The sequence below is a fragment of the uncultured Sulfitobacter sp. genome (assembly GCF_964021855.1).
Lineage (GTDB): Bacteria > Pseudomonadota > Alphaproteobacteria > Rhodobacterales > Rhodobacteraceae > Sulfitobacter.
This window is the reverse complement of sequence record NZ_CAXHZD010000001.1, coordinates 689,808-703,702: the sequence shown is the minus strand read 5'-3', so window position 1 is coordinate 703,702 and position 13,895 is coordinate 689,808. Positions and strand designations below refer to the sequence as shown.

The 13,895-nt window shown below is 57.0% G+C and carries 16 protein-coding genes; 7 read left to right on the top strand and 9 right to left on the bottom strand.

The annotated features are described in order from the left end of the window. Positions 1–8 precede the first annotated feature (8 nt). The gene (gene map / locus AADJ11_RS03425) at positions 9–824 is read left to right on the top strand and encodes a type I methionyl aminopeptidase (protein ID WP_341233149.1); all 816 of its coding nucleotides are present in this window, start codon (positions 9–11) and stop codon (positions 822–824) included. Here the strand turns inward: map and pssA are convergent. The 4 genes from pssA to AADJ11_RS03405 all read right to left on the bottom strand — a co-directional run bounded on the left by pssA (position 821) and on the right by AADJ11_RS03405 (position 4,084). Further along, entirely contained in the window at positions 821–1,582 is a 762-nt protein-coding gene (gene pssA / locus AADJ11_RS03420; RefSeq protein WP_341233148.1) for a CDP-diacylglycerol--serine O-phosphatidyltransferase, read from the bottom strand. The genes map and pssA overlap by 4 nt on opposite strands. Beyond that, positions 1,583–2,242, bottom strand: coding sequence for a phosphatidylserine decarboxylase (locus AADJ11_RS03415; RefSeq protein ID WP_341233658.1), 660 nt, complete (start codon positions 2,240–2,242; stop codon positions 1,583–1,585). An 85-nt stretch (positions 2,243–2,327) separates the two neighbouring features. Beyond that, entirely contained in the window at positions 2,328–2,879 is a 552-nt protein-coding gene (gene rsmD, locus AADJ11_RS03410; protein ID WP_341233147.1) for a 16S rRNA (guanine(966)-N(2))-methyltransferase RsmD, read from the bottom strand. Continuing rightward, entirely contained in the window at positions 2,876–4,084 is a 1,209-nt protein-coding gene (locus AADJ11_RS03405; RefSeq protein ID WP_341233146.1) for an FAD-dependent oxidoreductase, read from the bottom strand. The genes rsmD and AADJ11_RS03405 overlap by 4 nt, the downstream gene beginning before the upstream one ends. Before the next feature lie 94 nt (positions 4,085–4,178). Between AADJ11_RS03405 and AADJ11_RS03400 the strand changes: the two genes are divergently transcribed. Next, entirely contained in the window at positions 4,179–4,667 is a 489-nt protein-coding gene (locus AADJ11_RS03400) for a peroxiredoxin (RefSeq protein ID WP_341233145.1), read from the top strand. A gap of 88 nt (positions 4,668–4,755) precedes the next feature. On the opposite strand, the gene AADJ11_RS03395 is transcribed toward AADJ11_RS03400, so the two are convergent. The 4 genes from AADJ11_RS03395 to AADJ11_RS03380 are packed head-to-tail and all read right to left on the bottom strand — an operon-like array spanning position 4,756 to position 7,509. Further along, on the bottom strand, positions 4,756–5,058 hold the full coding sequence (locus AADJ11_RS03395) for a 4a-hydroxytetrahydrobiopterin dehydratase (protein WP_341233144.1): 303 nt from the start codon (positions 5,056–5,058) through the stop codon (positions 4,756–4,758). Then, positions 5,055–6,242 carry a GNAT family N-acetyltransferase gene (locus AADJ11_RS03390; RefSeq protein WP_341233143.1) on the bottom strand — a complete coding sequence of 396 codons (1,188 nt, stop codon included), beginning with the start codon at positions 6,240–6,242 and terminating at the stop codon, positions 5,055–5,057. The genes AADJ11_RS03395 and AADJ11_RS03390 overlap by 4 nt, the downstream gene beginning before the upstream one ends. A 50-nt stretch (positions 6,243–6,292) precedes the next feature. Continuing rightward, the gene (locus AADJ11_RS03385; RefSeq protein WP_341233142.1) at positions 6,293–7,054 is read right to left on the bottom strand and encodes a glycerophosphodiester phosphodiesterase family protein; all 762 of its coding nucleotides are present in this window, start codon (positions 7,052–7,054) and stop codon (positions 6,293–6,295) included. Further along, positions 7,051–7,509, bottom strand: coding sequence for a RidA family protein (locus tag AADJ11_RS03380; RefSeq protein WP_341233141.1), 459 nt, complete (start codon positions 7,507–7,509; stop codon positions 7,051–7,053). Before AADJ11_RS03380 ends, AADJ11_RS03385 begins: the two co-directional genes overlap by 4 nt. 191 nt (positions 7,510–7,700) lie before the next feature. On the opposite strand from AADJ11_RS03380, the gene AADJ11_RS03375 reads away from it, so the two are divergent. From AADJ11_RS03375 to AADJ11_RS03360, 4 genes are all read left to right on the top strand, one after another. Further along, positions 7,701–8,447: a VacJ family lipoprotein gene (locus tag AADJ11_RS03375; RefSeq protein ID WP_341233140.1), complete on the top strand. Its 747-nt coding sequence runs from the start codon at positions 7,701–7,703 to the stop codon at positions 8,445–8,447. Continuing rightward, positions 8,437–9,030: an ABC transporter substrate-binding protein gene (locus AADJ11_RS03370; RefSeq protein WP_341233139.1), complete on the top strand. Its 594-nt coding sequence runs from the start codon at positions 8,437–8,439 to the stop codon at positions 9,028–9,030. The genes AADJ11_RS03375 and AADJ11_RS03370 overlap by 11 nt, the downstream gene beginning before the upstream one ends. 39 nt (positions 9,031–9,069) lie before the next feature. Further along, on the top strand, positions 9,070–9,957 hold the full coding sequence (locus tag AADJ11_RS03365; RefSeq protein WP_341233138.1) for a LysR family transcriptional regulator: 888 nt from the start codon (positions 9,070–9,072) through the stop codon (positions 9,955–9,957). 168 nt (positions 9,958–10,125) lie between these two features. Continuing rightward, positions 10,126–10,980 carry a DUF481 domain-containing protein gene (locus AADJ11_RS03360; RefSeq protein ID WP_341233137.1) on the top strand — a complete coding sequence of 285 codons (855 nt, stop codon included), beginning with the start codon at positions 10,126–10,128 and terminating at the stop codon, positions 10,978–10,980. 111 nt (positions 10,981–11,091) lie between these two features. On the opposite strand, the gene AADJ11_RS03355 is transcribed toward AADJ11_RS03360, so the two are convergent. Beyond that, on the bottom strand, positions 11,092–13,278 hold the full coding sequence (locus AADJ11_RS03355; RefSeq protein ID WP_341233136.1) for a PBP1A family penicillin-binding protein: 2,187 nt from the start codon (positions 13,276–13,278) through the stop codon (positions 11,092–11,094). 254 nt (positions 13,279–13,532) lie between these two features. On the opposite strand from AADJ11_RS03355, the gene AADJ11_RS03350 reads away from it, so the two are divergent. Beyond that, positions 13,533–13,871 (top strand): P-II family nitrogen regulator, encoded by a 339-nt coding sequence (locus AADJ11_RS03350; protein ID WP_005851080.1) that lies wholly within the window; start codon positions 13,533–13,535, stop codon positions 13,869–13,871. Positions 13,872–13,895: the final 24 nt, after the last annotated feature.

Below are 13,895 nucleotides of genomic sequence, written 5' to 3'. Positions count from 1 at the left end.
TACCGGTGATGAATGAACACCGAGGACGCCAGACAAAAGACGGCATTCGCATTTACGACCCATCGGATTTCGCAGGCATGCATGCCGCGGGCAAACTTGCCGCGCAGATCCTTGATGATATCGCCGCGCATGTTTTCGTGGGTCAGACAACCGGGGCCATCGACGGCCTGATCACACAGATGGTCGAGGACGCAGGGGCCAAATCGGCAACGATCGGCTATAAGGGCTATCAACACGCCAGCTGTATCTCGATCAATCACGTTGTGTGCCACGGCATCCCCAGCGACAAAAAACTGAAAGACGGCGATATTCTGAACATCGACGTCACGGTGATTGTTGATGGCTGGTTTGGCGACACCTCGCGGATGTATGTTGCGGGCAAATTGCCCCGCAAGGCCGAACGTCTGATCGATGTCACCCATGACGCCCTGATGCGCGGGATTGAGACCGTGAAACCCGGCAATACCTTTGGCGATATCGGCCACGCGATCCAAAGTTTTGTCGAAAGCCACCGGATGAGCGTCGTAACCGATTTCTGCGGGCATGGCTTGGGCCGCGTTTTTCACGCCCCGCCCAATGTCTTGCACTATGGCCGCCCCGGCACAGGGTCGGTTCTGGAACCGGGCATGTTCTTTACGATTGAACCGATGGTCAATCTGGGCCGCGCGGAAACCAAGGTTTTGTCAGACGATTGGACAGCAGTGACCCGCGACAAATCGCTGTCTGCGCAGTTTGAACATTCCATCGGCGTGACCGAAACGGGGTGCGAGATTTTCACCCTATCGCCCGCCGGAAAGTTCCACCCGACCTATTCCCAAGACTAAGCTTTGCGCTTGGCCATCTTGAGCTCGATCACGGCCCAAAGCACGCTGCCTGCATAGGCGAAGCAGCAGATCACAAGCGTGGCCCAAGGGAAGCTGACCAGACAGGCGATAAAGCTTGTGAAAGCGATCAGGAAATAGGTCACGTTGCTGCGCGAAAAACTGACGGACTTAAACGACCATGTCGGGATGCGGCTGATCATAACCCAACCGACAAACACGATATAAAGACAGGCCAGCAAGTCCGGCATCGCCGCGCCGGGGCCGAACGCATAGGGCAGATAAATCGGCAACATCACCAGCATCGCACCCGCTGGTGACGGCACGCCGGTGAAATACCCGCCATCATCCAACGGCGTTTTGGTGCGCGAATCCACGTTGAAACGCGCCAACCGCATTACGCAGCACACGGCAAATACCAGCACCGCCAGCCAGCCCGCGCGATAGAAATCTTGCAAGCCCCAGAAATACACCACCAAGGGCGGTGCCACGCCAAAATTGACGAAATCCGCAAGGCTGTCCAATTCGGCACCGATTTTGCTATCGCTGCCCAGATACCGCGCCGCGCGCCCGTCCATACCGTCCAGAATGCTGGCCAGCGCGATCAAAAACACCGCCAGTGGAAATTTATCCTCGGCCGCGAAACGGATCGCTGAAATGCCCGCGCAGATCGCCGCAATGGTCAGCATGTTTGGCAACAGCTGAAGCAGCGAAAATTCGGTCTTTGCTTTGTCTAGGGGCGCGGGGGTTTTGTCGGGCATTTACGACAGCTCTGCCAATATGGTTTCGCCCGCCACCATGGTCTGGCCAATGCTGACCTTGGGTTCAACGCCTTGGGGTAAATACACATCCACCCGCGATCCAAAGCGGATCAGACCAAAACGCTGACCTGCCTGCGTGTGTGCGCCGGGCTTGGTAAAGCAAACGATGCGACGCGCCACGAGGCCCGCAATCTGCACCACGGCAATGTCGCGCCCGTCGTCCATTTTGATGCGCAGGCTGTTGCGCTCGTTGTCTTTGCTTGCCTTGTCCAGCGACGCGTTAAAGAACTTGCCCGCACGATAAGCGATTTCAGTGATCTCTCCGGCGACCGGGGCGCGGTTAACGTGGCAGTTAAACACGTTCATGAAAACGCTCACACGGGTCAGCGGGGTATCCGCCATGCCCAGCTCGGCCGGGGGGATGGCGGGTTCAATCAGGGAAATAATCCCGTCGGCGGGGCTGATCACCAGATTGTCGCCCTTGGGGGTCACACGTTCAGGATCACGGAAGAAGTAATAGCACCAAACCGTTGCCCCGACGCCGAGCCAGCCCAGAAATTCAGCCAGCAAAAACAGAACCAAGGTGATCGCGGCAAAGATCGCGACAAACTTGCGCCCTTCTGGGTGCATTGGTTTGATAAAGGTACTGGTCATGCTCAGGCTCATGGGGGCGTCTTTCCGTTGGAATAATTGACTAGCTCATAGGCGTAAGTAGGGTGAATGCAAAGCCTGAACAGTTTTTCGGTTAGCTCACGTTTAAAAAAGTAATCCAGGTGTCGCCATATTTTCTTTTGTCGATGCGGGTAAATCCGTCGGGCGGGTCCATCGCCGCGCTTTCTTCCCACACGATCATCGCACCCTTGGCCAACCACCCACCAGCAAGCGCCTTGGCCAGCGCCGCCTGCCCCATCGCCTTGGCATAGGGGGGATCAAGAAACACCAGATCGAACGGGTCCGCGATCCAACTGCCAAGCGTTGTGGCATCCGACCGCATCAGCGTCGTTTCGCCTTCGGCGCGCAGTTTCTTGATGTTCTCGGTAATCAGCTTTTGCGCGACACGTCCGTTTTCAACAAACACCACATCGCGCGCGCCGCGCGACAGCGCCTCAAGGCCCAATGCGCCGGTGCCCGCGAACAGGTCCAGCACATGCGCGCCATTGATCACATTATGCGATGCTAGCATCGAAAAAAGGCTTTCGCGCACACGGTCAGAGGTGGGGCGTAGATGTGCATCTGCATCGCCTTTGCCCACCTCGGCCAGATGCGTGCCGCGCGATTTTCCGGCGATGATCCTCATGCTTTCAGCAATGCTTTCAGGTCAGTTTCAGGGTCTTCGATCAGCTCGGGCGCGGGGGATTTCCCCGCTTCGATCAAACGTCGCCCGATCATAAACCCGCGCGGGTCATTCATGGCGTCCACTGCCAACAGTTCGGCCCCCTTGTAGTACCAGAACGCCACTGAATCTTCGTCTGTGCGGCGGGTAATCACACGGTCGTAGCCTGTGTTCAGGCCCGCGATCTGCAATTTCACATCATATTGATCCGACCAGAACCATGGCTTTGCCGCATATTCCTTGTCCGCGCCCATGATATTTTCGGCGACACATTCCGCCTGATCAATGGCGTTTGGCACCGATTCCAACCGGATGCGCGTGCCGCGATAGGGAAAAGACGTGCAATCGCCCGCCGCCCAGACATTTGGGGCTGACGTGCGCCCGTGGCTGTCGGTTTTGATCCCGTTATCAATCTCGATCCCTGCCGCCTCGGCCAGTTCTTGCGCCGGGCCGATGCCGACACCGACGATGACAAAGTCGACAGGCAGTTCAGACCCGTCAGACAGATGTGCAGCAGTAACATGGGTATCTCCGATCAACCGCTCAAGGCCCACGCCCTCGCGGATGTCCACGCCGTGCGACCGGTGCAGATCGCGGAAGAAATCAGATGTTTGCGGGGCCGCGACACGCTGCAAGATACGGTCGCCCATCTCAACCAAGGTCACGTTGAGCCCTAGCTTGGCCGCGACCGATGCCGCCTCTAGGCCGATGTATCCGCCACCCACGATCAACACGCGCGCGCCTTTGGTAAATCGCGGGCCCATCGTATCGACATCTGTCAAATCGCGCACCACATGCACCCCGTCCAATGCGCCGCCGATACTGGCGGGCAAACGACGCGGCACCGACCCGGTGGTCAGCACCAAGCTGTCATAGGGCATGTCGTCGCCGTTCACGCGGATCGTTTGGGCCGCGGTATCAATACTGTCGACATGGGTGCCCAACATCAGATCAATATCATACTCGCTATAGAAACTTTCGGGGCGCAGAAACAGACGCTCAAGCGTCATGTCGCCCAGCAAATACGCCTTGGACAATGGGGGGCGTTGATAGGGCGGCACGGTTTCGGCACCGATCAGGGTTACCTTACCCTCAAAGCCGGAATTGCGCAGCTTGGCCACACATGATGACCCGGCCTGACCTGCCCCAATAACAACGACATGTCCCATGCTGCATCCCTTAGTTAAAAAATCGGTTTCCCGCCTGCGCCCAAAACCTATATCTAAGCACAAGACAAACGCAATGACATGGAAGGTCAGACAGATGACGATTTCTCAAGGTGATATGCTACCCGATGCCACGCTGATGGAAATGGGTGCCGATGGCCCCGCGCCCGTGCAAATGGCGGACAAGGTAAAAGGCCGCAAAGTCGTGGTATTTGCTGTGCCGGGTGCGTTTACGCCCACCTGCCATTCCGCACATGTGCCCAGCTTTATCCGCACCAAAGACCAGTTTGACGCCAAAGGCGTGGACGAGATTATTTGTATTTCCGTCAATGACCCCTTCGTTATGCAAGCATGGGGCGATGCGACTGGTGCCTCTGCTGCCGGTATTACCATGCTGGCCGACGGCAACAGCGCCTTTACCAAGGCGCTTGGCATGGATTTCACAGCTGAACCTGTTGGCTTGATGGCACGGTCCAAGCGCTATGCGATGCTGGTTGATGATGGCAAGGTCACGCTGTTCCAAGCAGAAGAAAACCCCGGCGTTTGCGAAACCTCCGGTGGCGAGGCGCTGCTGGACAACATGTGATCAGGGTCGCCCCTTATTACTCAAACTTAAACGCAAAACGCCGCCCCTTCACGGGCGGCGTTTTCGATTTCTGTGCGCTGCATCGTTGTTAGGCGGTGCCGAACAAACCATCCATCTTGCGCGCCAGCTTGGCATCCAGCGCGCTTAGGCCGTCGCAATCATGGGTCGTCAGCGTCACGACCACCTTGCTGTACACATTTTCCCATTCGGGATGATGGTTCCATTTTTCCGCCCAGATGGCCGCGCGGGTCATCCAGCCAAATGCATCCGCAAAATCGTTGAACTTGAACGTCTTGACGATGGCATCACGCCCATCGACCATCTCCCAGCCTGTTGCAAACAAGGGGGCGAGCACGGTTTTCCGGGTCTCTTCGCTTAATTTTTCGCTCATTGTTGTTCCTCAATATTTACCCGCTTAAACGGGCCATAATCTGTCAGTATGTCGATTTCGTGATCTACGGCAGCACGTTCCTGTTGCAGATAATCCCCCACCGCGCGGGCAAAGCCCTGATCGCGCATCCAGTGCAGTGACCATGTTGCGGTGGGCAGATAGCCGCGCGCCAGTTTGTGTTCGCCTTGGGCCCCTGCCTCTACGCTTGCCAGCTTCATGTCGATTGCGATGTCGATTGCGCGATAATAGCACAGTTCGAAATGTAGGAACGGATGGTGCTCGTTGCACCCCCAGTACCGGCCATATAACGCGTCAGCCCCGACAAAGTTCAGCGCACCGGCGACCCACCGCCCATTACGTTGCGCCAACACCAACACCATGTCATCGCGCAGGGTTTCCTGCGCGATATCAAAGAACTGGCGCGTCAGATAAGGCGTGCCCCATTTGCGCGCGCCGGTGTCTTGGTAGAACTCCCAAAACGCATCCCAATGTTCAGGCTCGATCTGGTCGCCGGTAAAGGTTTCAATCGTTCCGCCAAAATCCTGGGCTTGCAGCCGTTCTTTGCGGATGTTTTTGCGCTTGCGCGAACTGAGCGTGGCAAGAAACCCGTCGAAGTCCGCATAGCCGTGGTTTTGCCAATGGAACTGCTGGCTTTTGCGCGCCATCAGCCCCAATTCTTGCGCCGCTATCGCCTCGGCCTCGGTGCAAAAGGTGATGTGCAACGACGACAGCCCGTTGTTATCCGTGAGCTGCACGGCCCCTTGTATCAATGCGGCCATGCCTGCGTCCTCAAAACCCGGACGGGTTAGAAAGCGACGACCGGTGGCCGGGGTGTGGGGCACCGCAATTTGCAGTTTGGGGTAATACCGCCCACCTGCTCGTTCCCACGCATGGGCCCAGTTGTGATCAAAGATATATTCGCCCTGACTGTGGGATTTCGCATACATCGGCGCGACCCCGATGATCTGCCCGCCGATTGACGCCGCTAGGTATTGCGGCTGCCAGCCCGTGCCGGGGCCAACGCTGCCGCTGTCCTCCATCGCGGATAGGAAACGGTAGGTGGTAAACGGATCATTTGGCCGCCCGCCTGATGCGGCTTCGGGGCAGGCACAAGCATCCCAGTCGGCCTGACCAATATCGGCAATCTTGGGGAATATTCGAATTTCGACTTCTTGCGCGCTCATGAGGGTGTCCCGCTTGCCATGGGTTGTATCTGTGGCCGAAACGCCGGGGTTCAAGCGGTCAGCAACGCGTCATAGCCCTCGAACGTGATATTATCGGCATAGTGCCGCGCCGTCGCTTCGATTTCCGCGCTGCGCACTGTCCAACAACACACCATCGCACCCGCCTTGCGCAGGTCTGCCACACGCGGTCGCGACAGATCATCAACCTCGTGACTGATGAAACATGCGCCGGACCGGTCGTAATCAGGTATCTCACGCAAGTGATCGCAGGTCGCCCGAGACAGCGGCCAATCGGCATAGCGATAGGCGCTGGTCACGATCCCGCGCGGCACCTGTGGCACAAGCTGCGCCATCATGGCCACGGAATTTGGATTGAACGACATCACTGCCACATCGCCTTCATAGCCCTGCAACGCTTGGGCTGTCATCTTTTCCAGCGGACCGATGTTAGCGCCCATGGCCCCGTCTTGATCCTTGACCTCGACCAGCAACGGCACACGCCCGCCGATGAGCGTTAGGATTTCTGGCAAGGTGTGTATCGTATCGGTGCCGCCTTTTAGCGTGATCTGTGCCAGCTCGGCGGCGGTGCGTTGCTGGATCGGTCCTGTCTCGGCCGTCAGACGATCCAGCGCATAGTCATGAAACACCATCGCTTGCCCGTCGGCGCTCAACTGCACATCCAGTTCGATGCCATAGCCACGGTCAATCGCAGCACTGAACGCGGTCGGGCTGTTTTCAGGCCGTCCCGCGTTCAGATCATGAAAGCCCCGGTGGGCAAAAGGTGCTTTTACAAGGGCTGCTGGAAAGGTCATGCGATCTCGAAAATGCCTTCGATTTCGACGGCGACACCCAGTGGCAAGGATGCTGCCGATACCGCAGAACGTGCATGCCGCCCTGCATCACCTAGGGCTTCAACCAGAAAGTCAGACGCGCCATTGATCACCTTGGGCTGGTCGGTGAAATCGTCGGTAGAGTTCACAAAACCGGTCAGTTTCACCACACGCACAAGACGCTCGATATCGCCATCACAGGCAGCTTTGACCTGCGCCAAAAGGCTGATCGCACAGGTTTTGGCTGCCGCCGCACCGGCATCAACATCCATCGTATCGCCCAGCTTTCCCAGAATCAGGCCATCAGGTCCGTTCGATATCTGGCCAGAGATATAGACGATGTTGCCTGTCTTAACGAACGGCACATAGTTGGCCGCAGGGGCAGGCGCGTCTGGCAATGTGACACCTAAATCGCTGAGACGTTTGGTGATGCTCATGGGTTTCTTCCTTTGAAATCAGATATGTTTGCGCGACAGGTTAACGCTGCGACGGCCAAACGGAAAGGGGGCATTCATGCAACGAAATCTACGGTTTTTCGGGGTGGCAGGGATCATGTAATGATATGTTGCCAATTACATGTACTGCCCCCATAACGTGCAAAATCCTTACCGCCGCCAAGGGGGCTGCCGTGATCAATCGATTTAGTTCATCCAAAATGCTGCGCAACCTGACGATGCTCGCCATTGTGGCAGCCCTTGCCGCGTGCAGCGGTACCGCGAGGGTTGAGCCGACAGGCATCAATGACCCCTACGAGCAAAACAACCGCAAGGTACATGCCTTTAACAAAAAGATTGCAGGATCTGGTAAGGGTGGCGGACTGGCCAAGGCTGTGCCCTTTGAATTCCAGACGATGATTCACAACGTTGCTGAAAACATGTCGATGCCCCAAGTCGCGGTGAATTCGTTCCTTCAGGGCGATATCCAAGGCTTCGGACTGGCGACATCGCGCTTTGCGATCAATTCGGTCCTTGGCTTTGCCGGTTTGGTTGATGCAGCCAGCGAATTCAAAGTACCTGAACACGACACCGATTTTGGCGAAACCTTATATGTTTGGGGTGTTGGCGAAGGGGCGTATTACGAACTGCCACTTCTGGGGCCATCCACAGGCCGTGATGTTGCCGGGCGCGTTGTGGACATGTTTACAAACCCGCTGTCCAACGTACTGGACAGCCCTGAGAAATATGTTGGCACTGCCGCAAAGCTGACCGACCGCATCCTCAAGAACAGCCGGCGCAGTGACATGATCAGTGATGTGCTGGGCAACAGCGCCGACAGTTATGCGCAGGCGCGCCTGATCTATCTGCAAAAACGCCGCTATGAACTTTCCCGCCGCACCGGCACGATGGCTACATATGATGACCCCTATGCAAACTAAGCTTGGCAGACGCACCTTTATTGGCGGGGTCTGTTCACTGGCCGTCGCACGACCCGCAGCCGCTTTGACGGCAAATGACGCGACTGCGTTTATCACGCGGCTGATCGCCGACATTTACCGCGTGATCGACAGCGGCATGCCCGAGACCGATATGATTCCGCAGTTCGAGACGTTGTTCGAACGCTATGCTGACGTCGATATCATGGCACAATATGCGCTTGGCGTTGACGGACGCAGCGCCAGCCCCGCGCAAAAGGCAGCGTTTTCCGATGTCTTTTCCAGCTACATCGCCAAAAAATACGGCGGTCGCTTTGGCCAGTTTATCGGTGGCCGGATCGAGGTCGAAGGTGCCCGCCAAATCAAGCAGGGTTACGAGATCAAGACCACCGCCTATCTTCGGGGCGAAAACCCGATTGATGTGATTTTTCTGGTGTCCGACAAATCCGGCGAGCTTCAGTTTTTCAACATGTTCCTTGAGGGCGTGAACCTGCTGCTGACCGAACGCAGTGAAATCGGTTCGATGCTGGACCGGCGCGGTGGTGATCTGATTGCAGCGACCCAAGACCTGAAAGCCGTACGCTAGACGCTTGGCAACAGCCCTTGCCTGCCCCATGGTCGGCGCATGGATATCACGCTGATCAAAACCTTTATCGAGGTCGCCAACTCCGGCTCTTTCGTGGCTGCGTCGGACAAGCTGTTTGTCACGCAATCAGCGGTCAGCCTGCGCATTCAACGGCTAGAAGACAGCTTGGGCCACGCGCTGTTCAAACGTTCCAAATCAGGCGCGTTGCTGACGTCCGAGGGCGAACAGTTCGTCCCCTATGCCCTGAGCCTGCTTAAGATATGGGAAGAAGCCCGCCAACAAATCGCCATCCCCGAGGGCTACAGCCGCAGTCTTTCGCTGGGGGCGCAGTATTCGCTTTGGCACCGATTGGGGTTTCGCTGGATTGATGCGCTGCAAACGGCCTTACCGGACCTAAGCGTGCGGGCCGAAATGGGCATGACCGACAGGCTGACCCGGTTTCTGGTCGAAGGGGTGATACAGGCTGCCCTGCTCTATACCCCGCAGCTCCGCCCCGGTCTGCTGGTCCAACCCGTGCTGGCCGAGGAGCTGGTGCTGGTCTCGTCTTTCCAGACGGCGCTGGAGGATATCGGGCCGGAATATGTCTTTGTCGATTGGGGTCCAGAATTCACGCATATGCATGCAACCGCGCTACCCCATCTGACAAATGCGGGGCGTGCCATGGCGCTTGGCGCGTTGGCTGGCGACTATATCGTGAACCGCCGCGCCGCCGCATATCTGCCTGCACGCTCCGCCCAGCGGTATATCGATACAGGAAGGTTGCACCTTGTTGCGGATGCGCCACGGTTTTCATATCCCGCGTGGGTTGTTTGGCGCGAAGACCTGGACCCCGAGTTGCTGTCGGTCGCGCGGCGCACCTTGATTGACGTCGCCCAAGCGGCTGAAAATGAACAAGATAACCTGATTGAGCAATCGCCCACCAGCTGATGCCCATACACTGATCACAGCCGCCGAATTACAAACGAGTAATGCTCGTTTTATGCACGAGTAATTCGAATTTAACTTATGTGAAGTACTACCCTAAATCCATTCTCAGCAGAGATGCTCCTGTCCCGCTCTCAGGGTCGGGTCACTTCTAAGGGAAAGGATTCCCCAATGAATACGTTCTTTAAAGTTTCGGCGGTTTCCGTAATCGCACTGATGGCTGCCGCCCCAGTTTTCGCTCAGCAACGCGCTTTGGGCATTGAGACATTGAATGACCAGATCGACGACATCACAGATGATGTTCAAACCGATCTTGCACGCGGCGATGACGCAGAGCGTTACGGCCCCAACGGCGTCGCACAAGGCTGGCGCGGTTCGTTCGCATTGTCCGCATCGGGCACAAGCGGCAACACCGACAACGGTGAAGTTTCAGGCGCTGGCCGTCTGACATACGGTATCGGCAGCTGGAACCACTTGGTTGGTTTCGCGGTCGAATACGGCGAAGCCAATGGTCAAAAAAGCGAAGAGAAGTTTTTCGGCACATACGAAGGTAGCCGCTATTTCTCTGAGCAGCTTTATGCCTTTGGTCTGGCCCGTTACCAATATGATGGCTACCTGACCGACAACACCGGCGCACAGGTTCCTGGTTCGGAAACCGACGCGTTCTTGGGCTTTGGTCCTGGTTACCGTGCGATCAACACAAATGATCACACATGGCGCATCCAAGCGGGCCCGGGCGTTCGCTACTACAAGGACGTGACTGGTACATCTGAAACCGAAATCGGTGCCATCGCATCCTCGCGTTACTTCTATGCCTTCAACGACACAGTGTCGTTCACCATGGACACCGACGTTGTGAGCTCCAAGGTCAACACTGTTCTGTCGAACGATGCGGGCATCAACTACAAAATGTCTGACAACCTGTCGACACGGGTCAGCTACCGTACTGACTACAACACCGATCCTGCTGCGGGTCTGAAATCCACTGACAACACCTTGGGTGTGTCCTTGGTTCTCGGCTTCTAAGGCAGACTGTCATCTGGCTTGGGCGGGTTTGTTACCTCGGACCGTTCAAGCCTGACAGAAAAGGGAGATTGGGTTTAACCCAGTCTCCCTTTTTCACGTTTATGGCTGCGGCTATCGGTTATCTTCTTGCCCGTTGCCCCCGGATGATCCGCCACCAAATATATCGCGCAGGACCTGATCAATCAGGCTCAGCGGGTTTTGCGGTTGCGGCGCGGGGACCGGCACGGGAGCCTCGACCACCGCAGGGGCCGGTATGATCATCGGCAAGGGCCGCACAGGCAGCCCCTCGTGTACCCGCTCCATCACTTCTTTCCAGATCTCGGTCGGCAACCCGCCGCCCGATACACCTGTCAGGGGGGTGTTATCGTCGTAGCCCATCCAGACACCGGCCACATAATCGGCCGAGAACCCGATAAACCACGCGTCGCGGTTGGCTTGTGTGGTGCCGGTCTTGCCGGCCAGTTCACGCCCGCCAAACTGCGCCCGTCTGCCGGTGCCTTCCGACACGACTTTCTCCATCATATAGACGAGTTGCAGGGCGGCATCCTCTTGGATCACCCGTTCGCCGATACCGCCGCCCGTGCCCATCAACGGCTCGCTATCGCCCAACAGCTTTAGATCAATCAAGCCGTAAGGTTTCACGGACGACCCGCCGTTCAAGATACCTGCATAGGCACCTGTCATCTCAAGCAGGGTGCTTTCGGATGCACCAAGCGCGAGCGCGGGGCCGACGGCCAGATCGCTTTGAATACCAAACTGCGTCGCGACTTGGCTGACCACATCGCGGCCCACACTTTCAGAGACTTTGACTGCCGGAATATTAAGCGAATCCTTTAACGCGGTCGTCAGCGACACCTGGCCTTTGAACTCTTTGGTATAGTTTTTAGGGCACCATTCACCCGATCCCGGAATATTCAGGCAATAGGGTGCATCCTCGATCAGATCATTGGGGGAATACCCCAGATCAAGGGCCGCCGCATAGATGAACGGCTTGAACGACGACCCCGTCTGACGCATCGCTTGGGTCGCGCGGTTAAAGGCACCAGCCACCTTGGTCTTGCGGCCACCAACCATTGCACGCACGGCACCATCGGCAGACATCACCACAACGGCGGCCTGCGCATTGGACCCTTCGCGCACTTTGTTTTCGAACACCCAGCTTAGCCCGGCCTCGGCAGCCTTTTGAATGCGCTGATCCAGCGTTGTCTTGATAATCACGTCTTCGGTCGTGTTGCGGGTAAAGAACTCGGGCCCCGACGACATGACCCAATCAGCGAAATACCCGCCTGCTTGGGCTTCGGCGGCCTCTGACAGTTCGGCGGGGTGCGCAATCGCGTCGTCAGCCTCGGCTTGGGTCAGATACCCTTGCTCTTCCATCAGGCGCACCACTGTGGCTGCACGGCTTTGCGACCGATCCAGATTATTGGTCGGCGACAATGTTGTGGGGGCGGTCAGCAAACCCGCCAGCATCGCACCCTCGGCAGGGCGCAGGGCCGTTGCGGGCTTGCCGAAAAAGCGTTGTGCGGCGGCTTCGGCACCGAATGCCCCGCCGCCCATATAGGCGCGGTTCAGATAGATCGACAGGATATCATCCTTGGAATACTTCACTTCCATCGCCATGGAATACAGCGCTTCCTTGGCCTTGCGGCTGAGGGACGAGCGGCGGCACTCGGCCTCGTATTCCTTTTCCGTCTGGCCCGAGGATGGATCGAAAGGTTCGCCCAGACACAGCAGTTTTGCGACTTGCTGGGTGATCGTTGACCCACCATGCCCCGACAGCGGGCCGCGCCCTTCGGACAGGTTGATACGGACAGCCGATGCGATGCCGCGCGGGGACACACCAAAGTGGCGGTAGAAACGTTTGTCTTCTGTGGCGATGACCGCGTTCTTGAGATGCGGTGATACGTTTGACGCGTTCACCACACCGCCGAACTGATCCCCACGCCATGCGAACACATCCCCATTGCGATCCAACAAGGTGACCGATCCACGCGCGCGACCATCCAGCAGCGCATCAAGCGGCGGGAGCGTTGTGTAAAAATACCCAACCGCACAGGCCAGCAACAACACGATCACCAGCGTCACCCGCGAGACGATTTTCCAGATCAGGTTCAGGATCCAGCGGATCACAGCGCTGAAAAAGCCAAGGATGCCGCCCCGGCGTTTGACCGGTTTGCGTGCAGGCTTGCGCTTGGCAGGTGCCTTTTTTGCAGGCTTCTTTTTGGCCGACGCTGCCGCTTTTGCGCTATATCGCTTGTCGGCGACCATGGGCCGCTTCCGCTTGGGTGAATCACTCATTTACTGCTCGCTCGACCATTCTTTTTCGCCACTCTATCCTGCATGCCGATGATTGTTTAGCGTAGAGGTCATCGGCGCGCGTCTATTTTTTGCACATTTTTTAATCACATTTACCTTTTTGCACATTTTTTAGACACACACGCCTGTAAAACAGGCCATTGTGCGCCCTTTTGCCTATCATAATCGACCAGAGTCCCGCTTTTCTTCTCAGGCATCACGCAGGAAGAACCTGCATTCTAGAAGAGGGACTTTAGGTGAAACTCATCATAGCAACAATTAAGCCTTTCAAGCTTGAAGAGGTCCGCGAAGCGCTGACCGAAGCAGGCGTACGTGGGTTGATGGTAACAGAAATCAAGGGCTTTGGTGCCCAGTCTGGCCACACAGAAATCTATCGCGGCGCTGAATACGTCGTGAACTTTGTACCCAAAGTAAAACTTGAATTGGTCGTCGCAGACGCGCTGGCCGATCAGATGGTCGAAACCATCACCCGCACCGCCCACACCGGCAAAATCGGTGACGGCAAAATCTTTGTGCTCGATGTCGAGCAGGCCGTGCGTGTGCGCACCGGTGAAACCGGCGAAGACGCCATTTGACCCTTAACGCTTGAGGAAATGACG